Source organism: [Pseudomonas] carboxydohydrogena, from assembly GCF_029030725.1.
Taxonomy (GTDB): domain Bacteria; phylum Pseudomonadota; class Alphaproteobacteria; order Rhizobiales; family Xanthobacteraceae; genus Afipia; species Afipia carboxydohydrogena.
Genome location: NZ_CP113162.1, coordinates 3,128,892 through 3,154,197, shown reverse-complemented (window position 1 = coordinate 3,154,197; position 25,306 = coordinate 3,128,892). Strand labels below are relative to the sequence as shown.

General features: G+C 61.7%; 26 protein-coding genes and 1 tRNA gene. 9 read left to right on the top strand and 18 right to left on the bottom strand.

Annotated elements, in window-relative coordinates; genetic code table 11:
- Positions 1 to 2 precede the first annotated feature (2 nt).
- A complete protein-coding gene (locus AFIC_RS15265) occupies positions 3 to 416 on the top strand; it encodes a F0F1 ATP synthase subunit epsilon (RefSeq protein ID WP_275247059.1) in 414 nt (137 codons plus the stop codon).
- A gap of 63 nt (positions 417 to 479) precedes the next feature.
- Here the strand turns inward: AFIC_RS15265 and AFIC_RS15260 are convergent, their stop codons facing one another.
- The 7 genes from AFIC_RS15260 to AFIC_RS15230 all read right to left on the bottom strand — a co-directional run bounded on the left by AFIC_RS15260 (position 480) and on the right by AFIC_RS15230 (position 7,112).
- A complete protein-coding gene (locus tag AFIC_RS15260; RefSeq protein WP_275247058.1) occupies positions 480 to 980 on the bottom strand; it encodes an RNA pyrophosphohydrolase in 501 nt (166 codons plus the stop codon).
- A 63-nt stretch (positions 981 to 1,043) separates the two neighbouring features.
- On the bottom strand, positions 1,044 to 2,228 hold the full coding sequence (locus AFIC_RS15255; protein WP_275247057.1) for a divergent polysaccharide deacetylase family protein: 1,185 nt from the start codon (positions 2,226 to 2,228) through the stop codon (positions 1,044 to 1,046).
- Positions 2,229 to 2,301: 73 nt separating this feature from the next.
- Entirely contained in the window at positions 2,302 to 2,856 is a 555-nt protein-coding gene (locus AFIC_RS15250; RefSeq protein ID WP_275247056.1) for a sugar O-acetyltransferase, read from the bottom strand.
- Positions 2,857 to 2,948: 92 nt separating this feature from the next.
- The gene (locus AFIC_RS15245) at positions 2,949 to 4,295 is read right to left on the bottom strand and encodes a S41 family peptidase (protein WP_275247055.1); all 1,347 of its coding nucleotides are present in this window, start codon (positions 4,293 to 4,295) and stop codon (positions 2,949 to 2,951) included.
- Positions 4,292 to 5,623, bottom strand: a complete 1,332-nt coding sequence (locus AFIC_RS15240; RefSeq protein ID WP_420833345.1) for a murein hydrolase activator EnvC family protein — start codon at positions 5,621 to 5,623, stop codon at positions 4,292 to 4,294. The genes AFIC_RS15245 and AFIC_RS15240 overlap by 4 nt, the downstream gene beginning before the upstream one ends.
- An 11-nt stretch (positions 5,624 to 5,634) precedes the next feature.
- On the bottom strand, positions 5,635 to 6,117 hold the full coding sequence (gene rlmH / locus AFIC_RS15235) for a 23S rRNA (pseudouridine(1915)-N(3))-methyltransferase RlmH (protein ID WP_275247054.1): 483 nt from the start codon (positions 6,115 to 6,117) through the stop codon (positions 5,635 to 5,637).
- A gap of 35 nt (positions 6,118 to 6,152) precedes the next feature.
- Positions 6,153 to 7,112 carry a helix-turn-helix domain-containing protein gene (locus AFIC_RS15230; protein ID WP_275247053.1) on the bottom strand — a complete coding sequence of 320 codons (960 nt, stop codon included), beginning with the start codon at positions 7,110 to 7,112 and terminating at the stop codon, positions 6,153 to 6,155.
- A gap of 193 nt (positions 7,113 to 7,305) precedes the next feature.
- Between AFIC_RS15230 and AFIC_RS15225 the strand changes: the two genes are divergently transcribed.
- Positions 7,306 to 8,025 carry an outer membrane protein gene (locus AFIC_RS15225; RefSeq protein ID WP_275247052.1) on the top strand — a complete coding sequence of 240 codons (720 nt, stop codon included), beginning with the start codon at positions 7,306 to 7,308 and terminating at the stop codon, positions 8,023 to 8,025.
- Between the two features lie 161 nt (positions 8,026 to 8,186).
- On the opposite strand, the gene rsfS is transcribed toward AFIC_RS15225, so the two are convergent.
- The 8 genes from rsfS to rplU all read right to left on the bottom strand — a co-directional run bounded on the left by rsfS (position 8,187) and on the right by rplU (position 14,645).
- Positions 8,187 to 8,543: a ribosome silencing factor gene (gene rsfS / locus AFIC_RS15220; RefSeq protein ID WP_275248754.1), complete on the bottom strand. Its 357-nt coding sequence runs from the start codon at positions 8,541 to 8,543 to the stop codon at positions 8,187 to 8,189.
- Positions 8,544 to 8,720: 177 nt separating this feature from the next.
- Entirely contained in the window at positions 8,721 to 9,293 is a 573-nt protein-coding gene (locus tag AFIC_RS15215; RefSeq protein ID WP_420833402.1) for a nicotinate-nucleotide adenylyltransferase, read from the bottom strand.
- A 47-nt stretch (positions 9,294 to 9,340) separates the two neighbouring features.
- Positions 9,341 to 10,633, bottom strand: coding sequence for a glutamate-5-semialdehyde dehydrogenase (locus AFIC_RS15210; RefSeq protein WP_275247050.1), 1,293 nt, complete (start codon positions 10,631 to 10,633; stop codon positions 9,341 to 9,343).
- Between the two features lie 94 nt (positions 10,634 to 10,727).
- Positions 10,728 to 11,900, bottom strand: coding sequence for a glutamate 5-kinase (gene proB, locus AFIC_RS15205; RefSeq protein ID WP_275247049.1), 1,173 nt, complete (start codon positions 11,898 to 11,900; stop codon positions 10,728 to 10,730).
- A 36-nt stretch (positions 11,901 to 11,936) separates the two neighbouring features.
- Positions 11,937 to 13,013 carry a GTPase ObgE gene (gene obgE, locus AFIC_RS15200; protein WP_275247048.1) on the bottom strand — a complete coding sequence of 359 codons (1,077 nt, stop codon included), beginning with the start codon at positions 13,011 to 13,013 and terminating at the stop codon, positions 11,937 to 11,939.
- A 64-nt stretch (positions 13,014 to 13,077) separates the two neighbouring features.
- Complete coding sequence (locus AFIC_RS15195; RefSeq protein WP_275247047.1) at positions 13,078 to 13,665, bottom strand: GNAT family N-acetyltransferase; 588 nt, start codon at positions 13,663 to 13,665, stop codon at positions 13,078 to 13,080.
- A gap of 133 nt (positions 13,666 to 13,798) precedes the next feature.
- Positions 13,799 to 14,068 (bottom strand): 50S ribosomal protein L27, encoded by a 270-nt coding sequence (gene rpmA, locus AFIC_RS15190; RefSeq protein ID WP_002717526.1) that lies wholly within the window; start codon positions 14,066 to 14,068, stop codon positions 13,799 to 13,801.
- Positions 14,069 to 14,123: 55 nt separating this feature from the next.
- Positions 14,124 to 14,645, bottom strand: coding sequence for a 50S ribosomal protein L21 (gene rplU / locus AFIC_RS15185; RefSeq protein WP_275247046.1), 522 nt, complete (start codon positions 14,643 to 14,645; stop codon positions 14,124 to 14,126).
- Positions 14,646 to 14,963: 318 nt separating this feature from the next.
- On the opposite strand from rplU, the gene AFIC_RS15180 reads away from it, so the two are divergent.
- The 6 genes from AFIC_RS15180 (at position 14,964) to AFIC_RS15155 (ending at position 22,318) form a co-directional block, all read left to right on the top strand.
- Positions 14,964 to 16,136 (top strand): ROK family protein, encoded by a 1,173-nt coding sequence (locus tag AFIC_RS15180; protein ID WP_275247045.1) that lies wholly within the window; start codon positions 14,964 to 14,966, stop codon positions 16,134 to 16,136.
- Positions 16,137 to 16,450: 314 nt separating this feature from the next.
- Positions 16,451 to 18,016 carry an amidase gene (locus tag AFIC_RS15175; RefSeq protein ID WP_275247044.1) on the top strand — a complete coding sequence of 522 codons (1,566 nt, stop codon included), beginning with the start codon at positions 16,451 to 16,453 and terminating at the stop codon, positions 18,014 to 18,016.
- Between the two features lie 138 nt (positions 18,017 to 18,154).
- Positions 18,155 to 19,618 (top strand): MFS transporter, encoded by a 1,464-nt coding sequence (locus AFIC_RS15170; protein ID WP_420833344.1) that lies wholly within the window; start codon positions 18,155 to 18,157, stop codon positions 19,616 to 19,618.
- A gap of 22 nt (positions 19,619 to 19,640) precedes the next feature.
- Entirely contained in the window at positions 19,641 to 20,438 is a 798-nt protein-coding gene (gene otsB / locus AFIC_RS15165) for a trehalose-phosphatase (RefSeq protein WP_275248752.1), read from the top strand.
- A 198-nt stretch (positions 20,439 to 20,636) separates the two neighbouring features.
- Positions 20,637 to 22,106: a trehalose-6-phosphate synthase gene (locus tag AFIC_RS15160; RefSeq protein WP_275247043.1), complete on the top strand. Its 1,470-nt coding sequence runs from the start codon at positions 20,637 to 20,639 to the stop codon at positions 22,104 to 22,106.
- Positions 22,107 to 22,228: 122 nt separating this feature from the next.
- A tRNA-Ser gene (locus AFIC_RS15155) sits at positions 22,229 to 22,318 on the top strand.
- Between the two features lie 111 nt (positions 22,319 to 22,429).
- On the opposite strand, the gene AFIC_RS15150 is transcribed toward AFIC_RS15155, so the two are convergent.
- The 3 genes from AFIC_RS15150 to AFIC_RS15140 form a co-directional block, all read right to left on the bottom strand.
- Positions 22,430 to 23,236, bottom strand: a complete 807-nt coding sequence (locus AFIC_RS15150) for a hypothetical protein (RefSeq protein ID WP_275247042.1) — start codon at positions 23,234 to 23,236, stop codon at positions 22,430 to 22,432.
- 161 nt (positions 23,237 to 23,397) lie between these two features.
- A complete protein-coding gene (locus tag AFIC_RS15145; protein ID WP_275247041.1) occupies positions 23,398 to 23,979 on the bottom strand; it encodes a hypothetical protein in 582 nt (193 codons plus the stop codon).
- A 191-nt stretch (positions 23,980 to 24,170) separates the two neighbouring features.
- Positions 24,171 to 24,614 (bottom strand): hypothetical protein, encoded by a 444-nt coding sequence (locus tag AFIC_RS15140; protein WP_275247040.1) that lies wholly within the window; start codon positions 24,612 to 24,614, stop codon positions 24,171 to 24,173.
- Between the two features lie 146 nt (positions 24,615 to 24,760).
- Here AFIC_RS15140 and AFIC_RS15135 point away from each other — a divergent pair, with 146 nt between their 5' ends.
- Positions 24,761 to 24,910 carry a helix-turn-helix domain-containing protein gene (locus AFIC_RS15135; protein ID WP_420833343.1) on the top strand — a complete coding sequence of 50 codons (150 nt, stop codon included), beginning with the start codon at positions 24,761 to 24,763 and terminating at the stop codon, positions 24,908 to 24,910.
- The last annotated feature ends 396 nt before the right edge of the window (positions 24,911 to 25,306 follow it).

The following is a 25,306-nucleotide window of genomic DNA, read 5'->3' as shown; positions in this document are numbered from 1 at the left end:
CGATGGCCAACACCTTCCACTTCGATCTCGTCTCGCCGGAGAAGATCGCCTTTTCCGGTGAAGTCGAGCAGGTCGATGTTCCGGGCGTCGAGGGTGACTTCGGCGTGCTGGCGGGTCATTCGCCGCTGGTGGCGAGCATTCGTCCGGGCATCCTCACGGTGACCGTCGGCGGCAAGAACGAGAAGATCATCGTGCTCGGCGGCCTTGCGGAAGTGTCCGACAAGGGGCTGACGGTGCTGGCCGACACGGCGACGTCGCTGGCCGAACTGGATCGCGTGGCGTTCGCCAAGCAGATCGAGGATATGGAAGAAAACCTGAAGGACAATGAGCCGGGCAGCGCGCTCGATCGCGCGATCTCGCGGCTCGACCACTTCAAGGTCATCCAGCAGCGCATCACCTCGACCGGCATGCACTGAGGCTCGCATTTTGAAAATCAAAAAGCCCCGCTTTGGCGGGGCTTTTTTGTTGGTCAGGCAAAATTATTTCCCCGCGAAGCGGGAAAATTTCTTCACCACCTGCTCATAGACCGGGCGCTTGAAGGGCACCACGAGATCGGGAAGGTTCTCCATCGGCTCCCAGCGCCAGTCGATGAATTCGGGCTTGTGTCCGGCCGGCGAGACGACGTTGATCTCGCTGTCCTCGCCGGTGAAGCGGATCGCGAACCATTTCTGCCGCTGCCCGCGAAAGCGGCCCTTCCAGGCTCGGCCTGCGATGGTGCGCGGAATGTCGTAGGTCAGCCAGTCGGAGGCCTCGGCGAGCTTTTCCACCGAGCGCGCATTGGTCTCCTCGAAAAGCTCGCGACGCGCGGCAGCCCAGTGATCCTCGCCGGGATCGATGCCGCCCTGCGGCATCTGCCAGCCATGCGCCTGGTCGACATGCTCAGGACCGCCGATGCGCCGGCCGATAAAGACCAGTCCCTTCGCGTTCAGAAGCATGATGCCGACGCAACTCCGGTAGGGCAGATCATCGTAACGCGACATCGTACAGGCCTTCAGTTGGTTCCGTGGCCGGTTTGCCGCGCAAACTTGCGACAAATCGGGAGATTAGCTGGATTTTGATTTCATCAGGGTCGTTGTCAACGGCACCAAAAGGATGCCCCGGCTCTCAAGGCGTTGCGCCCATGCTCCGATCCGCTCGATTGAAATCGGCAATGCGGAGGCCATGCCGACCGCGCTGCCGCGCTCGCGCGCCAGCGTTTCGAGCTTCATGAGGCTCTTGTCGATCTCGGCGGTGGTCGGAACCTGATCGACCACGGCATCCGCCGTCGCGGCAGGAACGCCCTGCGCGCCCGCGAGCTGGCCGGCCAGACTGCGCGGCACGCTGCCGTCGTCAAGCCAGGCGAGGCCGCGCTTGGCCGCCTGCTGGATGATCGGCTGCATCGCGGAGTCGGTGACGAGGAAGCGCGACCCCATGAAATTCGTGAGCCCGACATAACCCTGGAAGCGGCTCATCAGCCACATCAGCCGGTCCACGTTCTGCTCGGGGCCCGCGGTGGCGAGCAGGGTCTGCGGGCCGGGATCGTTGTCCGGATAGTCATAGGGCTCCATCGGGAGTTGCAGCAGCACTTCGTGCTTGCGGGCGCGGGCGCGCTCCACGAGCTTGCCGGGGTCGGAGCCATAGGGCGTGAAGGCCAGCGTCACCGCCGCGGGCAGCTTCACGATGGCGTCGTTGGTCTTGGCGGCGCCGACGCCGAGCCCGCCGATCACGATGGAGATCGTCGGCGTGGTGGCGGCACGGGCGCGTTGCAGGTCGGTTCCGGTGGCATAGACCCGCCACGGCTTCAGGCCATCGGCTGCGACCGGCACCATGCCGTAGCGGGTATTCTCCAGAAGCCGCTGGTTGATGCCGCTCATCATCGCCGGCGCATCGGCATCGAGGCTGGCTCCGGCGGGCATTCCGTCGTCGCCGACTTTCATCTCGCGGCGCTCGCCGCTCGATCCGTCGATGATGGTGACGGTCTTCTGCCCGTTCGGGGCGCCTGCCGGCGCGGCCGGGGCTGCGGAGGGGATCGCGGACTGGTTTGCGCCCGGCAGCTTGGCCGGATCGTATTTGGCGACGACAACCGGCTCGCCGCCCATCGGATCGCGGCCGAAAATGACGAAGCCCAGGAACGCCAGCAAGAACAGGCCGCAGACCGTGGCGATCGCCTGCGGCGCGGTAAAGGGCAGGCGGAAGCGGCGCTTGCGCGGCGTGGTCTGCCCCAGCGGCGCGCTCAGGTCATCGGTCACGTCGGGGAACCCTGCGAATCATCCGCCGAATTCTACCATGAGAGGATGGGATAGCCTCGCCTGGCCGCAGGCTTCAGGCCTTGCGGGTGGCCGCCCTTGCGGGATTGCCGACGACTGTGGCGCCAGAGGCAACGTCGCGGGTCACCACGCTGCCCGCGCCGATGATGGCGTTATCGCCGATGGTGACGCCGGGCAGGATGATCGCGCCGCCGCCGATCCAGACATCGTAACCGATGGCGACCGGCCGGGCGAATTCGTAGCCGTCGCGGCGCTGAACCGGATCGCGCGGATGGTCGGCGGCGTAGATCTGGACCGCTGGGCCGATCTGGGTGCGGTCGCCGATGGTGACGTGGGTGACGTCGAGGATGACGCAGTTGAAATTCATGAACACGCCGGTGCCGAGGCGGATGTTGAAGCCGTAATCGCAATGGAACGGCGGGCGCACGACGCATCCGTCGCCTGCCGTAATCCGCTCGCGCAACACCGCGAGCCGTTCGGCGGCGGGCCTGCCCATCATCGCATTGTAGCGCGCGAGCCATTGCTGGTTGGCGGCGGTGTCGGCCTGAATCTCGGGGTCGCCGGGCAGATACAGTTCGCCCGCGATCATCTTCTGCTTTTCGCTGGTCATAATGTCTCCGATGAATGGGCCGGAAATAAAAAAGGCGGCCGTAGCGGCCGCCTTTTTGATCGCGATGCGGAGAACCTTGGTTCGCCGCCTTCTTAGTTCGCAGCCTTGGCCTTGTCGGCCGCCGGCGGGGTCGTCGTATTGGCGGCGTTGTGCTTGATGCCATGCAGAAGATCGATGGCGGTGTGCAGCGCCTTGTCGTTCTTTTCGTCCGGCGGCACGTAGGACTGCGAGCCGGTTTCCTCCTGGCCGTCGGCCTTGAGGTGGCCGCGCAGCGAGGCTTCGCCCTTGGTGTCGGTCTTGGCCTTCAACTCGTCCGGCACGTCCTGCATCACCTCGATATCGGGGGTGATGCCCTTGGCCTGGATCGACTTGCCCGACGGCGTGAAGTAGCGCGCGGTGGTGAGCCGCAGCGCGCCGTTGCCCGAGCCGAGCGGGATGATGGTCTGCACCGAGCCCTTGCCGAACGAGCGCGTGCCGATGGTGGTCGAGCGTTTCTGGTCCTGAAGCGCGCCCGCGACGATTTCGGAAGCGGAGGCGGAGCCGCCGTTGATCAGCACGACGACGGGTTTGCCCTTGGCGAGGTCGCCGGGCTTGGCGGTGCGGCGCTGGGTTTCTTCGGCGTTACGGCCGCGCGTCGAGACGATCTCGCCGCGATCGAGGAAGGCGTCGGATACGGAGACGGCTTCTTCGAGCAAGCCGCCGGGGTTGTTGCGCAGGTCGAGGATGTAGCCCTTCACCTTGTCGGTGCCGATCTGCTGCTGGAGATTGGCCATCTCCTTCTTCAGGCCCTCGGTGGTCTGCTCGTTGAAGGAGGTGATGCGGATGTAGGCGATGTCGCCATCCTCCACCTTCGCGCGCACCGCGCGGACGCGGATGTTATCGCGCGTCAGCGTCACTTCGATCGGCTTGTCCTGACCCTTGCGGATGATCTTCAGCTTGATCTTGGTGTTGACCGGGCCGCGCATCTTGTCGACGGCCTGATTGAGGGTGAGACCCTGCACGGCCTCGTCGTCGAGATTGGTGATGATGTCGTTGGCGAGAATGCCCGCTTTCGAGGCCGGGGTATCGTCGATCGGCGATACCACCTTGATGAGGCCGTCTTCCATCGTGACTTCGATGCCGAGCCCGCCGAACTCGCCGCGGGTCTGCACCTGCATGTCCTTGAAGCTCTTCGCGTCCATGTAGCTGGAGTGCGGGTCGAGGCCGGTCAGCATGCCGCTGATGGCGCTCTCGATCAGCTTCTTGTCGTCCGGCTTCTCAACGTAGTCGCTGCGGACGCGGTCGAACACGTCGCCGAACAGATTGAGCTGGCGGTAGGTGTCGGCGGCGGCGGCGCGCGCCGAGGTACCCATCAGCGAAGCGCGGGGCTGGGTCACCAGAAGGGTCGCGGCAGCGCCGGCTGCGGCGCTGAGAAGAATGAGAGAAGTCTTGCGCATCATCCGCGAACCTTTTCGCCTTCCTTTGCGGCCCACCATGGGCCTGGATCGATCGGAGCCCCGTCTTTCCGGAACTCGATATAGAGAACGGGTTGGCTCGATGGCGCTGCCAGAATGGAGGCGACCTGAGACTGTGATCCCATCGTCGCCACCGGCTCCCCCGTCAGTACAAACTGGCCAATATTGACCGAAATACGGTCCATTCCGGCGATCAGGACATGATACCCGCCGCCCGCATTGAGGATCAAGAGTTGTCCGTAGCTCCGAAACGGCCCCGCATAGACTACCCAGCCGTCACACGGAGTTGTGACCTGTGCGCCGGGGCGGGTTGCGATTGAAATGCCCCTTTCCTGCCCGCCATTGCCATCCGGCCCGCCATAATTGCGAATCTTCGTGCCGTTGACCGGAAGAGGCAACAACCCCTTTGCCGCAGCAAAGGCGATCGCCGGACTCAGGCGCGCGGGGTCCTGCATGCCGCGCAAATTAGGCTTTCCGTTGACGGAAGGCGGAGTTCCCTTCAATTCCGCGGCCGCCGCCGCCCTGGCCGCGCTCTTGATGTCCTGTTCCATTTTGGCAATCAGGTCTTGCAGGCTGCCGGCCTGCCTGGCCAACTCGGCGGCGCGGCTCTTCTCTGCTGCCATGTCGCGCTCGGCATCCGATTGCTTCTTCTGCCGTTCGTCGATCAGGGCTGCGAGCCGGGTGTTGTCGGTCGTGAGCTTGTCGCGTTCGGCTTTGAGGCGATCGCGCTCCTCCGAGATGTTTTTGCGCACCTGAATGAGTTCGCCGAGGTCGCCCGCGAGCTTGAGCGCGCGGGCGCGCATTTCCGGCACGGTCGCGCCGAGCAGCATCGCGGTGTGCAGCGATTGCAGCGAATCCTCCGGCGTCACCAGAAGCGCGGGCGGCGCGCGGCGGCCCGCGCGTTGCAGGGCCGCGAGCACTTCGCCGATCCGGTCGCGCCGCGTTTCCAGCGATAGCCTGATCTCGGCCTCGCGCGCGTCGAGCGGGCGGATGCGGCCCTCGCTGTCGCTGATGTTGGCCTCGATGGCGCGGATGCGCGCGGCGGTGTCGATCAGTTGCTGGTTGAGCTTGGTGCGGTCCTGCCCGATCGCGGCGATCTCGTCCTTCAGCCGCTGCTGCGCGTCCGCCGCTTCCTTCTGCTTGGCGCGCAGCGCCTCCAGTTCCTGATTGCGCTGGTCGAGCGCGGCCTGATCGGGCGCGGGCGATGGTGGGGCCGGTGTCTGCGCGCGCACGCCTGTCGCCCCGAGGCACGCGGCGAGCGCGAGGCCGCAGAGCCGAAAGACACCGGACGATTTGCGCGGGTTGAGAATCAAACTGGCCTCCGTCAGGCCCGGTGATACGGGTGACCGGACAGGATCGTTCCGGCCCGGTAGATCTGCTCCAGGAGTAGGATACGCACGATCTGGTGCGGCCACGTCGCCTTGCCGAAGGCGAGACGGACCTTGGCGCGGCGGCTCAATTCCGTGGACAGCCCGTCGGCGCCGCCGATCAGGAATACCGCGCAGGGCACCGAATCGTCGCGCCAGCGCCCAAGATGGCTGGCAAGTGTCGTGCTGTCGAGATTGTCGCCGCGCTCATCAAGCGCCAGCACCATCGCGCCGTCGGGAATATGCGCGGCGATGGCCTGCGCCTCCTCGGCGATGCGTCCTGCGGCGTCGGCGTGGCGGCTTTCGGGGATTTCGTGGATGTCGAGGCCGCGGAAACCGAGTTTGCGCGAAAGGCTTTCGAAGCGTTCGCGGTAACGCTCGGCAAGCTCGCGTTCAGGACCCTGTTTGAGGCGGCCAATGGCGATGACGAGAAGACGCATGGCATGGTCTTATCACGACCCCGCGCATTCTGGAATCAGCGCGCACCCGCGCGGACGTCGGAAGGTGTCGCGTTGTAGCGCCTGCGAAACGTACGGTTGAAATAGGAAAGATCGCTGAAACCGACCTCATAGGCGATGGCGCTGATCGGACGAGAAGCAAAGCGGGGATCGCGCAGCATGCGGTAGGTGCGACCGAGCCGCTCGGCGAGCACGAAATCGCTGAAGCTCGTCCCGCTCGTGGAAAACAGCTTACGCACGTAAGCCACAGAGATGCCGTGCCGTGCCGCAAGGTCAGAGGCGGACAGGGACTGCGATCCTAGATAGATGGCGATATCGTCCTTGAGAGCGCGAAGCCGTGCGGCGCGCACGCCTGCCTTGCCCGTTTCAGGATGATCCTGCGCGATGGCTGCCGCCATCAGGTCGGCAATGTGGTCCGGCGCATAAGTTGCGATGAGGCCTGGAGAGGCGCTGCTACTCTGCAGCAAGGCATTGGCGTAAGCTTGCGCAAGACCAAGTGCTGCTGAGTAACGGATGATTGGCGTCATAACTTGGGTCTCTATGGCCGGCAGACGCGCGCGTAACCATGAGCGGGGAACCTGAAGTGCAAGCAGGCGGCATTTCCCGTACGGGGTGATGATTGCTGACGGTCGTGATTGCTCGATCAGAACCGACCCGCCTTTGGACAGATCAACCGCCGCGCCGTTTTGCGTGATGCGCATCGGTGCCTCGCCGGCATTGCACAGAAGGACAAGGTTGTCGGTATCCTCCAGTGCAATTTCCCGCGCCGTTCTCCGGACGGCCTCGACGGTCCCCTCAATCGTTCCGACAGCCACCTGTTTCAACGCGGCTATCCGCAGTTCACCGCAGAACGGAGTATCCTTCACCGGATCTGCATTCAAACGCACATATCCCGAGGAGAGCTGTTCGATCCATCGATTTTTGCGCAAGCTTTCGTTGCCGGGCAATTCTGTCGAGTTGAAAACGATATGTTGCATTGCCGACCTGACAGGCTGTGTTCTTAAAAGATCTCAAAAAAATCCCGCTACGATATATGTCGCTTTGATGTAACAGCCGGTTCAAAAAGAGGGAAGATGCGCGTCCAGTCCGGGTCCGGTCGCGCCCAGTCCAAGAGCGCTGCTTCGCCAGCCGCTACCATCTTCTCCGATTTGGAATCGGAGAGAATAGGTCGTGTCGAAAAGAATTCTTGCCGGACTTGCGATTGCATTCACCTGTGGGGCCGCGCATGCGGCGGATCTGCCTGCCCGGGGGCCTTCATATAAGGCTCCCGCCCCCTCGGTTTACGACTGGAGTGGATTTTATGCTGGCGGTTACGTCGGCTACGGTTGGGCTAAAACCCAGGCGACCGATCTGCCGGATTACAGCGGTGTGCCGTGGTACCAAATCGGTGGGCAGTTCTCGACCAGCCCGTCATCCTTCAATGGCGGCGGTCAGGCCGGATACAACTATCAGTTCGGTAGCTGGATGGCTGGTGTCGAAGGCGACATCGGCACATTGAGATTGAAAGGTGCAGGCCTCTACAATGCGGGAGACCTCGATACTTTCATCACCACTAACGGCAGTTACATTGCGACGCTTCGCGGCAGGTTCGGCTTCGCATCGGGCGTCAATCTGCTTTACGTGACAGGCGGCGCCGCGTGGGGTGACTTCAACAGCCAGGTTGTAAGCTTCAGCAATTTCATCAGCCCGCCGACCGGGACGCAGGCTGGATGGACGCTTGGCGGTGGTTGGGAATACGCGTTTGCAAACCAGTGGTCGGTGAAGGCCGAATACCTGCATTACGACATGGGCAGCAAAACGGTCATGCTGGCGAATACCTCGTCGGCTTTTAGCATCAAGAACACCGGCGACCTTGTTCGGCTCGGCGTCAATTATCACTTTGGCCGCTGACAGGCTTCAAAGCTAATAAAGAGGCGGTCGGACGGGCCGTCTCTTTATTGAAAACTATATCGGATGTGCCGTGAGCCGCCCGTTCTCAAGAGCGCGAAGAAGGTATCCCCGCGCGTGACGGGCAAGATCACTCCATACGCGCCGGCGACGCCTCGCCGGTTTTAACGCGCCTTCTTCGCCGATTTCTCCGAGGTCCACATCTTCTCGAGATTGTAGAACTCGCGAACCTCCGGCCGGAAAACGTGCACGATCACGTCGCCAGAATCGATCAGCACCCAATCGCAATTGGCGAGCCCTTCGATGTGCGGCGCTTCGATCCCGCTTTCCTTCAGACCCTTGGCAACATTCTCCGCGATCGCGCCGACGTGACGGTTCACCCGTCCGGTGGTGACGACCATGTAGTCGGTGATGGAGGACTTGCCGCGAAGGTCGATGGTGACCGTATCTTCCGCCTTCATGTCATCGAGACGGGAGAGGATCAGGGTGAGTGTCTCGTCGGCGTCAGGACGCGCCTTCAGGACAGCGATGGACGGAGACTGTGCTGCCGTCCGGGACAATGCAGATGCGGTCAGGGACCACTCCTTTCACTGTATCGCGGGCATCGAATCTTCCGATGCCCGCGTGCCTATTCTAGGCATGTGGGGTTAATGCTTTCAATCGTCCAGCCTTGCGAGATTGCCGCTGTGTCGTTTGCGTCACGCCTTCCAGCTCCCGTCCGGGTTCCGCATCTTGGTTGAGGACAACGGCGATTTCAGTCCGGTCAGAAATGTCCACGCGGGCGGCTCCATGGCGGCGAGTTGCCCGGCGTCGCGTTCGGAAATGCGGTACTGTATCAGGGCTTGTGCTGCCGGTGAGGATAACGCGCCGAAGCTGTCGGGCGGGCGATCGATCACGGCCATCGGAACCAGATCCGCAATGGTGCGCCAGCCTTTCCAGCGATGGAATTGCGCAAGATTGTCGGCCCCCATGATCCAGACGAAGCGCACGGCCGCACAACGCCTGCGCAGGAACTCAATGGTGTCGAGAGTGTATCGTGTGCCGATGACGGATTCGAGACAGCTTACATCGATGCGCGGATGATGCGCGAGATTGCGCGCGGCCTCCATGCGCTCCTCAAGCCGAAGCGGCGTCTGATCTTTCAGCGGATTGCCCGGCGTCACCAGCCACCACACCCGATCGAGCTTAAGCCGTTTCATCGCGAACAGTGTGATGTCGCGATGGGCCTCATGCGGCGGGTTGAACGAGCCGCCGAGCAGGCCGATGCGCATGCCGTCGGTGTAAGGCGGGATCGCCTCGCGCAGCGCCGGTGCATTGGTCACGGGCGCGTCTGCCCCGTGCCATGGACACGATATTTGAACGAGGTGAGTTGCTCGACGCCGACCGGCCCGCGCGCGTGAAACTTGCCGGTGGCGATGCCGATTTCCGCGCCGAAGCCGAACTCGCCGCCGTCGGCGAATTGCGTCGAGGCGTTGTGCAGGACGATGGCGGAATCGACTTCGTTGAGGAAGCGCGCAGCCGCCTGCGCGTCGTCGGTGACGATGGCGTCGGTGTGGTGCGAGGAATATTTTTCGATATGGGCAATCGCTTCGTTCAATCCGCCGACGACCTTGGCGGCGATGATCGGGGCCTCGTATTCGGTGGCCCAGTCCTCCTCGGTGACGGGCTTTACGCGCGCGTCGGCGTGTTGTACCTCGGCGTCGCCGCGCACTTCGCAGCCTGCATCGATCAGCATCGACACCAGCGGCTTGAGTTGCGCGTCCGCCGCCGCCTTGTCGATCAGCAATGTTTCCGCCGCGCCGCAGACGCCGGGACGGCGCATCTTCGCATTCAGCACGATGGTCTTGGCCATGTCGAGCGAGGCGGCCTTGTCGATGAAGACGTGGTTGTTGCCGTCGAGATGCGCGAACACCGGCACGCGCGCTTCGGCCTCGACACGCGCGACGAGGCTCTTGCCGCCGCGCGGCACGATGACGTCGACGCGGCCATCGAGGCCCGACAGCAGCAGGCCGACAGCGGCGCGATCGCGCGTCGGCACCAGCGAGATCGCGGCTTCAGGCAGGCCGGCTTCGCGCAGCCCTTGCGCAAGACAGGCGTGGATCGCCTGACAGGAACGGAAACTGTCGGAGCCGCCGCGCAGGATCACGGCGTTGCCGGATTTCAGGCACAACGCGCCCGCATCCGCCAGCACGTTCGGGCGGCTTTCGAAGATCACGGCGGCGACGCCGAGCGGCACCCGCACGCGCTCGATGGTCATGCCGTTGGGGCGGGTCCATTTCTCGGTGACCTTGCCGACCGGATCGTCGAGGCCGCGCACCACGTCGAGTCCTTCCGCCATGGTCTCGATCCGCGCGGGCGTCAGTGCGAGACGGTCGATGAAGGAAGCAGATGAACCGGAGGCGCGGGCGTCCGCGACATCCTCGGCATTGGCGGCGAGAAGTTTCGCGGAGGAGGCACGCAGGGCGGCCGCCATTGCCGCCAGCGCGGTGTTCTTCTGTTCGGCGGGCGCGAGCGCGAGCACCCGCGCGGCCGCGCGCGCCTGTCCCGCCAGTCCGGTCATCAGCGCGGGCAGGTCGGTTGCGTCGTCAACGGCTTTCAGCGGGGCGTTCATAAGTCTCGGTCCGGGTCGTCAGGTCCATGCCGTAGCATACAATAGGGAAACGGGGAGGCTGCCGCCACTCGGCCAATGGCCGAGCAGCCTTGCATTATGGGCTGTCCGGCGTGTCCGAACCGCTCTCGATCTGCCGGTGCGAGACGACGAGATCGTCGCGGTGGATCATTTCCGGGCGGCCTGTGAGGCCCAGAATTCTGGAGGCTTCCGCCGATGATTTGCCCTTGATGCGCTCGGCATTGTCCGCGCCGTAGGCGACAAGTCCGCGTCCGATTTCGTGGCCCTCGGGACCGCGCACCACCACCGCATCGCCGCGCGCGAAGGTGCCCTCGATGCGTGTGACGCCCGCCGCCAGGAGGCTGCGTCCGGCGTGCAGCGCCTTCACGGCACCGGCGTCGATCACCAGCACGCCTTTCGGCTCCAGCGATCCGGCGATCCAGCGCTTGCGGGCGGTGACCGGATTGGCGGGCGTGAGGAACCACGTGCACTTGCCGCCGTCGGCGATCGCTTGCAACGGATGCGCGATCTTGCCCGACGCGATCAGCATGTGGGTGCCTGCGGAGGTGGCGATCTTCGCCGCCTCGATCTTGGTGCGCATGCCGCCGCGCGACAGTTCGGACTCGGCCGCGCCCGCCATCGCCTCGATGTCGGCGGTGACGGAGTCGACGACCGGAATGAGTTTCGCGTTCGGGTTGGCGCCGGGCGGTGCGGTGTAAAGTCCGTCGATGTCGGACAGCAGCACGAGAAGATCGGCGCTGGTCATGGTGGCGACGCGCGCGGCGAGACGATCATTGTCGCCGTAACGGATTTCGCTGGTGGCGACCGTGTCGTTCTCGTTGATGACCGGTACCGCGCGCCATTCGAGAAGTTTCGAGATGGTGGATCGCGCGTTGAGGTAGCGGCGGCGCTCCTCGGTGTCCTGCAACGTGACGAGAATCTGCCCCGCGCCGATGCCGTGATGATCGAGCACCTTGGCCCAGATGCGCGCGAGCGCGATCTGCCCCACGGCGGCGGCGGCCTGGCTTTCCTCGAGCTTCAATGCGCCGGAGGGCAGCTTCAGCCGCGAGCGGCCGAGCGCGATCGAGCCTGACGAGACCACGAGCACGTCCTTGCCCGCGCGGTGAAGCGTGGCGATGTCGGCGGCGAGGGCTTCGAGCCACGCGCTTTTGACTTCGCCCGCGGAGGAGTCGATCAAGAGCGACGAGCCGACCTTGATGACGATGCGGCGAAAATCATTCAGCCGGGGATGGGTTTGCGAACGCGACATGGGAGAACATTTTTCAAAAGTATAGGAAAATCAGGTTCAATTCGACAGCGGCGACCAGCCGGATGATGGCGGCGGCTCGGCTTCGTCCTCGCTTGGCGGCGCGCCCTTCGCTTTATTGGAGACCGGCGCTTCGCTGATGACATCGGCGAGAGCGCGCAACACTTCCGGTACGCCGTCGCGGGAGACACCCGAGACCAGCATCGGCGTCTGCTTCGCCGCGCGCTTCAGCCGTGCTTTCTGGTCTTTCAATTGCTCGGGCGTCACCGCGTCGATCTTGTTCAGCGCCACGATCTCGATCTTGTCCGTGAGGTCGTGCTCGTAGGCGGCGAGTTCGTTGCGCACGGTCTTGTAAGCCTTGCCGGCGTGTTCGCAGGTGGCATCGACGAGATGCAGCAGCACGCGGCAGCGTTCGACATGACCGAGAAAGCGATCGCCAAGCCCGGTGCCTTCATGCGCGCCCTCGATCAGGCCCGGAATGTCGGCCAACACGAATTCGCGGCCATCGGCATGCACGACGCCGAGCTGCGGATGCAGAGTGGTGAAAGGATAATCCGCGATCTTCGGCTTCGCCGCGCTGACGACGGAGAGGAACGTCGATTTGCCCGCATTCGGCAATCCGACCAGACCTGCGTCCGCGATCAGCTTCATGCGCAGCCAGATCCAGCGTTCCTCGCCGGGCTGGCCGGGATTGGCGTGGCGCGGCGCGCGGTTGGTCGAGCTTTTGAAATGCGCGTTGCCGAAGCCGCCATTGCCGCCCTCTGCGATGACGAATTTCTCGCCGAGTTTGGTGAAGTCGTGCAGCAGCGTCTCGCGGTCCTCGTCGAACACCTGCGTGCCGACCGGCACCTTCAGCACGATGTCCTTGCCGCCCGCGCCGTGGCGGTCCGAGCCCATGCCGTGGCCGCCCTTCTGCGCCTTGAAGTGCTGCTGATAGCGGTAATCGATCAGGGTGTTGAGACCATCGACCGCCTCGATGATGACGTCGCCGCCGCGGCCGCCATTGCCGCCGTTCGGCCCGCCATACTCGATGAACTTCTCGCGGCGGAACGCGACACAGCCGTTTCCTCCGTCGCCGGAGCGGATGTAGACCTTGGCTTCGTCGAGGAATTTCATGGCCTACCCGTAACGCGAACGGACACGCCCGACAACCGCCGGACATGCCCGTTTCATATACTCCTTAATAGCGCCGGGCCGTGCCCCAGCTCCGCAGCGACGACCACACCGCGCGCTCCAGCCGGAAACGGTCCACCGGAGTGGACGAGCCGAGCGCGACGAAGCGATGCAACTCGACGCCGGTCCACTGGAAGCCGCACTTCTCCAGCACGTGGCGCGAGGCCGGGTTCACCACGCGCGCCCCGGAGCGGACCTCGTCGATGGCGAACTCCTCGAACGCGAAGTCGATCAGCGCGCGGGCGGCCTCGGTGCCGAAGCCCTTGCCCCAATGCTCCACGGCGAAACAATAGCCGAGCTCGGGGACGTCCTGCCGCTCCCATGTCAGGCTCGCGAGCCCGATGGCCGCGCCCTTGTGCTCGATCAGAAATGTCATGCCATCGGCTGCAACGACGGACGAAACAAACCGCGTGGCATCTTCCAGCGTATAGGGATGCGGCACGCGACGCAGATTCATGGCCACGCGCTTGTCGGCGACGATGCGCGCAATGGCTTTTACGTCCGCGAGGGTCGGCTGGCGCAGAACCAGTCGTGCCGTCTCGAGGACGACGGTTCTCAATTCCCGCAAGGGCTGGGTCGGGTGTTCCTGTAACATGGCTCGCTCCTTTTGCAGGCCGTCCCCGGCGGCCGGAAAAGTGAAAGGGGAGGCCGGTTTCCCGTCTCCCCTTGAGAGCCTTCAGGCGCTCCGCCGGGTCAACGAGGACCGGCAGAACGTGATTTTCTGCCGTCTATTCAGCCGCTTCTGCCACCGGTACGACGGAGACAAAGGTGCGGCCGTTGGCTTTGGCGCGGAATTCCACGCGGCCTTCAGCCTTGGCGAAGAGGGTGTGGTCGGTGCCCATGCCGACATTCGCGCCCGGATGCCAGGTGGTGCCGCGCTGACGCGCAATAATGTTGCCCGGAATCACGATCTCGCCGCCGAACGCCTTGATGCCAAGGCGCTTGCCAGCCGAGTCACGTCCGTTGCGCGATGAACCGCCTGCTTTTTTGTGAGCCATGGCTCGTCTCCAGAATTCGTCTCAGTGTCTAACCCGATTCCGTAACGGAATCATCTCACTTTTTGTCGCTTTTCGCCTTCGGGGCCGCCTTTTTGGCAGGGGCCTTTTTGGCGGCGGCCTTCGGAGCCGCCTTCTTCGCCGCCGGTTTGGCTGCGGCCTTCTTGGCCGGCGCCTTCTTGGCGGTCTTGGCCGGAGCATCGCCATCTGCAGGCGCAGCCTCGACCTTCTTTTCCTTCTTCGGGCGCGGTCCGATCGACGGCGCCTTGCCATCGGTCAGGATCTCGGTGACGCGGATCACGGTGATCTCGTCACGGTAGCCGCGCTTGCGCTTCGAGTTCTTGCGGCGGCGCTTCTTGAAGGCGATGACCTTCGGGCCGCGCTTGTGGTCGAGCACTTCCGCCGCGACCGACGCGCCCGCCACGAGGGGGCCGCCGAGCACCGGCGTGTCGCCGCCGACCACCAGAACTTCACCAAGCTGCACGATCGAGCCGACATCGCCGGCGATCTTGCCAATCTCAAGCACATCATTCGGGACGACGCGGTACTGCTTGCCGCCCGTTTTGATGACTGCGAACATCGTTTTATTCCTTCGTGTTCGATCCCGGCGCTCGGACAGGTCCGGGCCGGCTTCTTGTTCAGTCGTTATGGGTTTATCTGTTCATGCAGGCGAGGCTTCGAGGCCGCGCTCACGCAAAAACAAACGGCGCGAAATCCTCCGCGCCGGGTGGGTGACTTATAGCGGCGAGAGCCCCCGAGTCAAGGCAAACGGTCCGTAAATTGGGCCAAAATCGAAGGAAAATCAGCCGATTCCGGTGATTTTGGTGTCTCTCCGGAATGCAACCAATGGGTTCCCCCGGTGTTGTCCTGCCGGTTCTGGCTCAAGGGGCGCACCTGAATGTCTGAAGATACCCGCACGGTCGGCATCGGCAATCACGGTGCCTCCCGGCTGCCGTCGGTCGAGGTCGACAGCTACAACATCGAACTGAAGGACGAGGACGGCTTTCTCGGCGACCGCGCCAGCAAGGGTGCGTTTCAGGACATCCTCGAGGCTTGGCGCAAGCCATTAAAGAAGAGCGGCGACGATCCGTTCGGCGGCAAGGCGTCATCCGAACTGAGCAAGAAGAAGCTCGACGAGATCCTTGTCGGCGACGATGTCGAGGCGGCGGCGGTGTTGCATAGCGCGATCGAGGAATTCGCGCAGGAGCTGGCGTTCGTCACGCGCCGCTTCCTCAAGAGCAAGGCGTGGGACAAGACCGAGGCCATCGTGGTCGGCGGCGGCTTCCGTCAGAGCCGCGTCGGCGAACTGGCCATCGCGCGCACCGACATCATCCTCAAGGCCGAAGGCTTGAAGGTACAGATGGTGCCGATCCGCTTTGATCCGGACGAAGCGGGGCTGATCGGCTGCGCGCATCTGGCGCCGTCATGGATCTTCGAAGGTTACGACAGTCTGCTCGCGGTCGATATCGGCGGTAGCAACATCCGCTGCGGCGTGGTCGAGACGATGCAGAAGAAAGCGCCGGACCTCTCCAGGGCGCGCGTGTGGGCGTTCGATCTGTGGCGTCATGCCGATGACGATCCGACGCGCGAGAGCGCAATCAAGAAACTCGTGAAGATGCTCAAGGGTCTGATCGCCAAGGCCGAGGCGGAAGGGTTGAAGCTCGCGCCGTTCATCGGCGTCTCCTGTCCCGGCGCGATCGATGCCGATGGCTCGATCGAGAAGGGCGCGCAAAACCTGCCCGGCAATTGGGAAAGCAGCCGCTTCAATCTGCCCGCGATTCTCGCGGAAGAGATTCCAAAGATCGGCGATCACGACGCCGTGGTGCTGATGCACAATGACGGCGTTGCGCAGGGTCTCAGCGAAATTCCGTTCATGCAGGACTACAAGCGCTGGGGCATTCTCACCATCGGCACCGGCCTCGGCAACGCGCGCTTCACCATGCGCAACGACAGAAAGAGCACGGACAAGAAGAACGGCGACAAGAAGAATGACGAAAAGAAAAATGGAGACAGGAAGGAAGAGAAAAAGAACGGCGACAAGGCAAAGGACAAGGACAAAAAGAAGTCCTGACGGGTTGTGGAAAGGCGCCCTCTTTCGCCCGGCGCAAGACTTTCATCATTCCGCTTTATGAAAATTTCTCGAAGGCGTTTCGAATTCCGAAAATTCATCTCACGCTTTTTGCAAAATCCATCGAGAAATCGCGACCTTTGCGCGCGATCTGATTGACTCGCGGCCGCGCCGATCTAGCGTGTCGTCGCGGCGAATTCGCTCTTCAAAATATCGCATCGAATATCGCCGCGTTTGCATGGGTGAGAGCAACGCTTCGTATGGCGTGATTTCGACCGGCGCGCCATGAACAACAGGGTCGTCGAGAGGAATCGTCCATGACCAGAGTTGATCTTGAATCTTGCGGCAAGAATGAAGGCGAGCATGACGGGCCGGGATTGACGCGACGCGATTTCGCGATCGCGGGGGCCTCAACACTCGCGGCGGCGGCGATACCGAGCCATGCGTTCGCCGCGAAAGCGGGCGGCGCGCTGCCGATGTCGATCAGCGAGGCCGGCAAGCGGATGCGCGACGGATCGCTGTCCTGCGTCGATCTGACGAAAGCCTATTTCCATTACATCGAACTGTATCAGCCGAAGCTGAACATGTTCATTTCGCAATTGAAGGACATGGCGCTGAAGACGGCGGCGGAGCGCGATGCCGAACTCAAGCAGGGCAAGGACCGCGGCCCGCTGCACGGCATTCCGATCCTGGTGAAGGATCTCTATGACATGGCAGGGACCAGGACGACGGTGGGCTCGAAAGCCTTCGTCGATCGCCAGTCCACGGAAGATGCGACGTCCGTCCATCATCTGCGCGAAGCCGGTGTGGTCGTGCTCGGCAAGACCAACATGAACGAATTCGCCGCGGGCGTGTCTGGCACCAACGCCTATTTCGGCGATTGCCATAATCCCTGGGCGCTGGATCGCTCGCCGGGCGGCTCATCGAGCGGCAACGGCGCGGCTCTGGCGGCGGGCATCGGCTTCGGCGGCACGTCGAGCGACACCGGCGGTTCGATCCGCGTTCCGGCAAGCTGGTGCGGCATCGCGGGCATCCGCCCGACCTACGGTCTCGTCAGCCTGCACGGGCTTTTTCCGCGCGCCTACAGTCTCGATTGCGCGGGGCCGCTCGCGCGCAATGTGTTCGATCTCGGCCTGCTGCTCGATGCGATGGCGGGTTTTGATCCGCTGGACAAGCATTCGGCGCTGGCGCAGCGTACGGCGTCCTACACCAAGGGCATCAGGGATGGCGTGAAGGGCATGACCTTCGCGACCGTGAAGAACTACACCTACAAGGATGTCGACAAGCCGGTGGCCGACGCGGTGGCGAAGGCGGCGGAGAAACTCAAGAGCCTCGGCGCCAGGATCGTCGAGGTCGAAATCAAGCCGCTGGAGGGGCAGCTCGATTACAACAAGCTGTTCACCAATATTCTCCTCTACGAATTCAATCAGATCCTCGGCGAGAAATACCGCAACACGCCGAACGCCGCCGATCTGTACGGCCCGATCGTGACGAACAACATCGCGGCGGGTTCGAAGGTGACGAAGGAAGACTATGAGAAGACCATGAATGAACGCCCCGCGATCATCGCGGAAGTGAAGAAGGTGTTTGAGAAGGTCGATGCGCTGCTCACGCCCGCGCTTCCGACCACTGCACCGCTATTGAAAGCGTCGGCGCAGGATTACGGACGCGGACGTCAGTTCACGATCCCGTTCAGCTACACGGCGTTACCGTCGGCGGTGGTGCCGTGCGGGTTCGATCCGCAAGGGTTGCCGATCGGGTTGCAGATCGTCGGCGATCATTTCAGCGAGGCGGCTCTGTTGCGGATGGCCTACGCCTACGAGCAGGCGACGGACTTCCACAAGAAGCATCCGCCGATCTTCGCGCAGGCGATTCCGTCGTGACCGGACGGGAACTTTTCCCGCGCTGATTCCGTTATCGGATTGAACACAGTGCAATCGGAAGGACATCGTCCTTCCGATTATTTTTTGCCTAGGCCGTCTTTGTTCTCGTCATGGCCTGATAGTGAGGATCGAGGCAGGGTGGCGGTGCAGCCTGACAATCCTTCTTCCGCGCTGGCCACTTCCGGCACTGTGGTGGCGACGAACATTCCCGCGCGGCTCGATGCGTTGTTGTGGAGTCCGTTTCACACCCGCGTCGTCGCGGCGCTCGGCATCACCTGGATTCTCGATGGTCTTGAAGTGACGCTGGCGGGCTCGCTCGCGGGCGCGCTGAAGCAATCGCGGACACTTCAATTCAGCAATCTCGATATCGGCTTGGCCGCCAGCGCCTATCTCGCGGGCGCTGTGCTCGGCGCGCTCGGATTCGGCTGGCTGACAGACCGCATCGGACGGCGCAAATTGTTCTTCATCACGCTCGCACTGTATCTGCTCGCCACGGCGGCGACAGCGTTGTCGTGGAATGTCGCAAGTTACGCGACGTTCCGGTTTCTCACAGGCGCCGGCATTGGCGGCGAATACACCGCGATCAATTCGACGATTCAGGAACTGGTGCCCGCGCGCTATCGGGGCTGGACCGATCTCGTCGTCAACGGCAGTTTCTGGATCGGAGCGGCGCTGGGCGCGGTCGCGGCTATCGTGCTGCTCGATCCCGCCGTGATCGATCCCGACATTGGCTGGCGATTCGCGTTTCTGATCGGTGCGATATTGGGCCTCGCGGTGTTCGTGATGCGGCTGTGGATTCCCGAAAGCCCGCGCTGGCTGATGGTGCATGGCCGTCCCGACGAGGCCGAGCGGATCGTGCGGGAGATCGAGCGCGCTGCGCGGCTTGCACCGGAGCATGACGGGGATTTGCCCGCGATCCGGCTGCGGATGCGCGATCACACGCCGCTGCGCGAGGTCGCGCGCACGCTGTTCGTCACCTATCGTCCGCGTGCGCTGGTCGGCCTCGTGCTGATGGCGGCGCAGGCATTTTTCTACAACGCGATCTTCTTCACCTTCGCGCTGGTGCTGACGGATTTCTTTCACATTCCGGCCGATCATGTCGGCTGGTACATTCTGCCGTTCGCGGCGGGAAACTTTCTCGGGCCCCTGCTGCTGGGACGGCTGTTCGACACCATCGGCCGCCGCAGGATGATCGCCTTTACTTATTCGATCTCGGGCATTCTCCTGATTGTCTCCGGCTATCTGTTTTCCATCGGCGCGCTGAGCGCCACGCAACAGACGCTGTGCTGGATGGTGGTGTTCTTCTTCGCGTCGCCTGCGGCGAGTGCCGCGTATCTTACTGTCAGCGAAACCTTTCCGCTGGAGGTGCGCGCGCTGGCGATTGCCTTGTTTTATGCCATCGGAACCGCGATCGGCGGCATCGCCGGTCCATCGCTGCTTGGCGCGCTGGTCGATACCGGCTCGCGCGCCAGCGTCTTTGCGGGGTATCTTTTCGGCTCCATATTGATGATCGTCGCAGCCATCGTCGCGTGGCGGTTCGGTATCGATGCGGAGCGCAAATCGCTCGAAACCATTGCGCGGCCTTTGGCTATTGCGGAATAGCCCGGCCGTCGCGGAGTGAATGATGACCAAGACTGAAGACCATATCGTGTTGCCCTCTTATCCGGCTTCGGACCATCAGGTGTTCTCGCCGCTGCTCGATGATTGCGCCTTCCTGCTCGACATCGACGGCACGCTGCTCGATCTCGCGCCGACGCCGGGCGAAGTGGTGGTGCCGCCGGGCCTCGCGGAAGCGTTGAGCGGGCTGCACATGCGAACCGACGGTGCGCTGGCGCTCGTCAGCGGCCGCTCCCTCGCCGACATCGACAGTATTTTTGCGCCGATGCTGTTGCCCGCTGTGGGGGGGCACGGCGCGGAGATGCGCCTGTCGGTCGACAGTGAAGCGGTCGCGGCGCACGCGCCGCCGATGGACAAGGATTTGAAAAAGCGGTTTGCCGCCATTGGCGGTCTCGATCCGCGCATCATCGTCGAGGACAAGGGCTATTCGATCGCGCTGCATTACCGGCAGGCGCCGAATTTCGAGCGTGCGATCTACGATGCGGTTGCGGCCATTCGCGCGGATCTGCCGGAAGCGCCGATCGATGTGCTGCCGGGAAAATCGGTGTGCGAGATCAAGAACTCCGGCATCAGCAAGGCGACCGGGGTGCGGGAACTGCTCAGGCATGAGCCGTTCGCGGGGCGCCGTCCGATTTTCATCGGCGACGATGTGACCGACGAAAGTGTTTTTGCCATCATGCCGGATTTGAAAGGCGTTTCGTTCTCCGTCAGCCGCCATGCGCATGGCGTCGATGGTTTTTTTGCAAGGCCGGCGGATGTGCGGAACTGGCTTGCTGGCCTGCTTGACGATTCAATGACAGATTAAAATCTCTTCAGAAATTTTCGGCCGAAGTTTTTTCGGCGAGTCAAGATTGAAACGCCTGCGGAAATCTTCACACTCTTATGGCTCTTTCGCGAGTTCCATCGGCGCTTGCCGCAGTCTGGCCGTCAAATCCACAAAGCAGCACGTAGGAACCATATTGATGAACGGACGTTTATCTGTGCATCAAACGGAGTGCTCCCTGTGACATTGGTCGTCGTTTCCAACCGCGTGGCTCGGGCGAAGACGAACGAGCCGATGACGGGCGGCCTTGCGGCAGCGCTGTTGCCGGTGGTGGAGAAATCCGGCGCGATCTGGGTGGGTTCCAGCGGACGCGTCCGCGATGGACAGCAGCAGGGACCCTTCGCGCAAATCGAGTCGCTCGGCCGCGGTGCGCTGGCACTGCTCGATCTGCCGGCCGCGCATTACGGCGGCTATTACGAAGGCTTCGCCAATTCCGCATTGTGGCCCGCGCTGCATTCGCGCTCCGATCTGATCCGCGTCTCGCAGGACGATTATGAGTCCTATCGCGAGGTGAACGCCTTCATGGCGCGCGCGCTGATGCGGTTCCAGAAATTCGACACCATGTTCTGGGTGCAGGATTATCATTTTCTCGCGCTGGGCGCGGAGTTGCGCGATCTCGGCGTCAGGAATCCGATCGGATTCTTCCTGCATACGCCGTGGGCCTCCCATAGCGTGATGTCGGGCGTGCCGCACCATCGCGAATTGATCGAGGCGATGCTGGCCTATGACCTGCTCGGTTTTCAGACCGAGGAGGATTGCGAAAACTTCGCGGGCTATCTCGCGCTGGAGTTTGGCCTTAACGTCAAGAACGGCATGGTGAACTCGCGCTTCGGGTTGACGCGGCTGGCGGCGTTCCCGATCGGGATCGATGTCGAGGGATTCACGGCGCAGGCGATGCGAGCTGTCTCACACCCCGATGTGTCGCGGTTGCGCAAGAGCCTGCATGGCGAACGTCTCGCCATCGGCGTCGACCGGCTGGATTATTCGAAGGGGCTTCTCAATCGGGTGCGCGCGTTCGACCGTCTGTTCGAGATGCAGCCATCGCTGAAACGCACGGTGTCGCTGTTGCAGATCGCCAATCCCTCGCGCGGCGCGATCGAGGCCTATGGCAATCTTCAGTGCGAGCTGGCGCAACTCGTGAGCGACGTCAACGGCCGCCACGGCGAGGTAGACTGGACGCCGATCCGCTATCTCAACAAGGGATTCAGCCAGACCACGCTCGCGGGCTTCTATCGCTCGGCGCATGTCGGCGTGGTGACGCCGCTTTATGACGGAATGAATCTCGTCGCCAAGGAATATGTCGCTGCGCAGAACCCGGCCGATCCGGGCGTGCTGGTGCTGTCGAAATTCGCCGGCGCCGCCAATGAGCTTTCCACCGCGCTGATCGTCAACCCGCACGATATCGACGGCATGGCGCGCACCATCGGCATGGCGCTGGCGATGCCCGCGCCGGAGCGGCGGCTGCGCTGGGAAGCGATGATGACGAAACTGCGGGCGGGCAACATCCAGCACTGGTTCGAATCCTTCATCGCCACGCTGGAAAGCACGCGTGACACCGCGCCCGCGATTGACGAGCCTCGGGCCACGCGGGAATCGCTCGGGCGCAGCGGCGGGCTGCTGCAATGGCAGGCAAGCACCGCCCTGCATTGAAGGGCGATCGGGCTGTTTCCCGCGCCATCGCCCTGAAAAATCTCGCTATTCCTCAAAAATGTGAGCCGGAAGGGGCTTGCCTGCTTGCAAAATCCGGCCGACGCCTTCATGACAGGCGCCACGGAGAGGTGGCCGAGTGGTTGAAGGCGCACGCCTGGAAAGTGTGTATACGGGAAACCGTATCGCGGGTTCGAATCCCGCTCTCTCCGCCAGCCTTGGTAAAAATCCCTTTTAAATCAATGATCGGTAGCTAAGGCCGATCACCGTACCCATACTTCGTCCCATACACGGCCTTTCGCTTGAGCGGCGCATTGAGGCGATGCTCAACATGGGCTGTCTTGCTGAAACGACGGTAAGTGTGTGGTGCAATCCGCCGTCCGAGTAGTATCTACGATAGCTTTGGCGTTTTTCGGGTGCCCAAATCGAACAAAGCCGCGGCCGTTGTACCCTTTGTCGACGATGGTACGCGCCTTTGCTTCTGAACCATCTCCGACCCGATAAATGAGGTCGCAGATCAAAAGGAAGTCACCGTCGAAAATAGCATTGTAGCCACTTAACAGGCCCATGTGCCCCGGCTGCAAGCTCTCCATGCAGCGCGTTTCAGTTGACGTGACGAGTAGGCGACTGTCATTCGCCGTGGCGGTCGGTGACAAATCGTCGAGAACTGCCGTCGCGCCAACGAGGCGAGCGGTGATGTTGGCGATTGTGCCATCCGATCCATTGCAAAGATAGATATCGCTTTCATACCCTTCAGCATGATTGTCGAAGAAGAGTGAAAACCCTTCAGGAGCATTCTTCGCGGTAGGCTTGATATAGCCTGATGCGCGTCGCGGCCATGGCGGCTTGATAAAAGGAACGCTCAAAATACGCGGATAAAATGGCTCGCCATGTCCAATTGCTTCAGTACTAGCGATAAGCAAGCATACATCCTTTTCTCTGCATTCCTGTATCGCCGCTTTCAGAGCTGGCCGCTCTGAACACCCATTTTCATGTTCTGTGTGTTCAGCGATGACCTCATGGTCTTTATGGCTCGCGACCCATAGTGCAACGGCACTCCGTTGTTCTGAGATCAATCGTTTCGACGCGATTGGGTCGCAGGGACGAGTGCGGTAATAAGCAATGGCGCGCATTGAACCCTCGTCTGACCTGACCCTTCCGCCTCGAATGCTTCAGGACGTCGTCAATACGCTCAGCGTTTGAACGATGTGAGTGCCAGCTGCCATTGGCAAAAAAGAGAACATTATTGGGCACGTCACGCGTAAGAACGCGCGCAAGTGGCATCCGAGGCGGTTCAGTCTCCAATATCGGATAGCTGGTTTACCACTGGAACAAGGCGATCCCCGGTGATGACCTTGGTTCCGATCTCAATTTGATTGAGCGTAGCTTGATCATCGGCCGTTCTGGTGAAATGGAAGGTCATGTCGCCCTTCGGGCGTCGTTCATTCCTGCAAGCAAAAACGAACTCTGGATCTTTCTGTGCAGCAACGGAGCAGATGTAACCCTTGATCTGCAGGTGCAGCAGCACGAGTGAGACCTGACTAACGGGATTTAACTCCTTATCTACCTTTACGTTGAGCGCCCATTTTTCGGCCTCCTCGAGCGGTACCTGGAAGCTATTAAACTTGGCTTGGCGCGGCTTCTTTACAAACTCGGCGAGTTCAGCTCCTTCAAGATCCTTTGCATTACCATCGGGCCCTTGAACGGAGGCGCTGTAAATCACCCAATTCTTTACTTGAGGGGCCGTCAGGAGCGTGAAGATGAGCCTTCGCCCTTTATAAAAGACAGGGCAGTCATAGAGGTATGCCTTGAGCATGCGATTGCTGAGTTCAGGCGCGAAGACTAATTCACAAATGAACGGTGGATAGTCGCTCATAAACTTCTCAAGAGATCCGAACGAAATAAGCCGATCCAATTCGGGCACTCGAATCTCCATCGGCCCTGGCCGAGTTCGGAGAGTTGCAGACGCGGGAAGGTCATTAGCGATTGCAGCGCGGTCTGAGAAAACGGAAACGAAGAAGGCCGTGAACGCAATGCACAAAACTCGCGTCAAGTACGTCCAGGAGCTCATGGCAGCACCGTGATGTAATGTTGTCCGCCGTTTAACGTCTGCACTTTGTAATTGACCAGATTGTCCCTGGTGGTTGGTTGGCCCTTCTGTTCGGCAGTCTGTTTCGCCTTGCTCAACTGTTCGTCGCTATAATTTTGGGTTGCCTTGAGGATCTGCATCAGGTCGACGGTTACGATTACTGAACAGTGACTGGCATTTGACTGTTTATCGGTAGATAGAAAGGTGGCTGTCTTCTCCATAACTGTAACCAAGCCAGGTAACTTGAACTGGCCAAGCTCGCGTTCTTCGAAGAGCTTTCTAACCGTATCTAAGACGTCCGGTTTGCTGCATACGGCTGATTCCCCGCAGCCGGCCAGCAGTAGGGCCAGGCAAGTAGCCGCAGCCAGCCGAATAGACACAATAGGTTGTTTTGCGGACGAAACCGCAACAGTTTTGGTCATACCCTTCGCCCCCGCGAGATGTTTAAAACGTCGAATATGGACTATATTCCCTAGAGACTATATGCCCTGCATCGCTCAATCCTGCAATGCGGGATTGGTGCTTGATATTCGGAAAAAACGTACGGAAATTGCGTCAGCAGCGGAAAATGACGCAGGAACGCCTCGCATTCGAGGCGGAGATCGATCTGACTTATGTGGGCGGTATTGAACGAGGTAAACGCAATCCGAGTTTATCTGTTATGGCAAGAATCGCCGATGCTCTATCGGTGCCTCTTCCGAGATTGTTACAGGAATAATCGGCCGAACATCCGCCTTTCACCCGAAGCAGACATTGGAAAAGTTTAAGCCGCAGTCTCAGGGGGTAAGCCCTTTCCATCGCTTAACAGGTGGTTTGCATGCTTATTAATTACAAATTCTCTGCGAGTTCTATTTTGAGGTTGTTGCGGTCGAGACCTAGGCTGGTGGGCGTCTACAAGGGTGCCTAGTTTTTTACATTCATATGGACAAGTGGCCAACCGTGCACGTCCCGTAGGAATAGATCTTTCGTCCTTAAAACCACTTCATTATCAGGATATTAGACAGCAGCCGCCTGTCCAGCCGATTGCCCTACTTTACGATTTCCTCACGGCACATGGGGGCGCAAAATCCAAGTGGTTATTTGCCTTTCCAACGAAAACTTGCAGAATGAAATT

Excerpts from the sequence above, each read along its gene's own strand:
- AFIC_RS15265 (WP_275247059.1), top strand. The coding sequence starts at position 3 with ATGGCCAACACCTTCCACTTCGATCTCGTCTCGCCGGAGAAGATCGCC.
- AFIC_RS15260 (WP_275247058.1), bottom strand. The coding sequence starts at position 980 with ATGTCGCGTTACGATGATCTGCCCTACCGGAGTTGCGTCGGCATCATG.
- AFIC_RS15250 (WP_275247056.1), bottom strand. The coding sequence starts at position 2,856 with ATGACCAGCGAAAAGCAGAAGATGATCGCGGGCGAACTGTATCTGCCC.
- AFIC_RS15245 (WP_275247055.1), bottom strand. The coding sequence starts at position 4,295 with ATGATGCGCAAGACTTCTCTCATTCTTCTCAGCGCCGCAGCCGGCGCT.
- rlmH (WP_275247054.1), bottom strand. The coding sequence starts at position 6,117 with ATGCGTCTTCTCGTCATCGCCATTGGCCGCCTCAAACAGGGTCCTGAA.
- AFIC_RS15230 (WP_275247053.1), bottom strand. The coding sequence starts at position 7,112 with ATGCAACATATCGTTTTCAACTCGACAGAATTGCCCGGCAACGAAAGC.
- AFIC_RS15215 (WP_420833402.1), bottom strand. The coding sequence starts at position 9,293 with ATGCGCATCGGCCTGCTCGGCGGCTCGTTCAACCCGCCGCATGAGGCC.
- AFIC_RS15210 (WP_275247050.1), bottom strand. The coding sequence starts at position 10,633 with ATGAACGCCCCGCTGAAAGCCGTTGACGACGCAACCGACCTGCCCGCG.
- proB (WP_275247049.1), bottom strand. The coding sequence starts at position 11,900 with ATGTCGCGTTCGCAAACCCATCCCCGGCTGAATGATTTTCGCCGCATC.
- obgE (WP_275247048.1), bottom strand. The coding sequence starts at position 13,013 with ATGAAATTCCTCGACGAAGCCAAGGTCTACATCCGCTCCGGCGACGGA.
- AFIC_RS15195 (WP_275247047.1), bottom strand. The coding sequence starts at position 13,665 with ATGTTACAGGAACACCCGACCCAGCCCTTGCGGGAATTGAGAACCGTC.
- rpmA (WP_002717526.1), bottom strand. The coding sequence starts at position 14,068 with ATGGCTCACAAAAAAGCAGGCGGTTCATCGCGCAACGGACGTGACTCG.
- rplU (WP_275247046.1), bottom strand. The coding sequence starts at position 14,645 with ATGTTCGCAGTCATCAAAACGGGCGGCAAGCAGTACCGCGTCGTCCCG.
- AFIC_RS15180 (WP_275247045.1), top strand. The coding sequence starts at position 14,964 with ATGTCTGAAGATACCCGCACGGTCGGCATCGGCAATCACGGTGCCTCC.
- AFIC_RS15175 (WP_275247044.1), top strand. The coding sequence starts at position 16,451 with ATGACCAGAGTTGATCTTGAATCTTGCGGCAAGAATGAAGGCGAGCAT.
- otsB (WP_275248752.1), top strand. The coding sequence starts at position 19,641 with ATGACCAAGACTGAAGACCATATCGTGTTGCCCTCTTATCCGGCTTCG.
- AFIC_RS15150 (WP_275247042.1), bottom strand. The coding sequence starts at position 23,236 with ATGCGCGCCATTGCTTATTACCGCACTCGTCCCTGCGACCCAATCGCG.
- AFIC_RS15145 (WP_275247041.1), bottom strand. The coding sequence starts at position 23,979 with ATGAGCGACTATCCACCGTTCATTTGTGAATTAGTCTTCGCGCCTGAA.
- AFIC_RS15140 (WP_275247040.1), bottom strand. The coding sequence starts at position 24,614 with ATGACCAAAACTGTTGCGGTTTCGTCCGCAAAACAACCTATTGTGTCT.
- AFIC_RS15135 (WP_420833343.1), top strand. The coding sequence starts at position 24,761 with ATGACGCAGGAACGCCTCGCATTCGAGGCGGAGATCGATCTGACTTAT.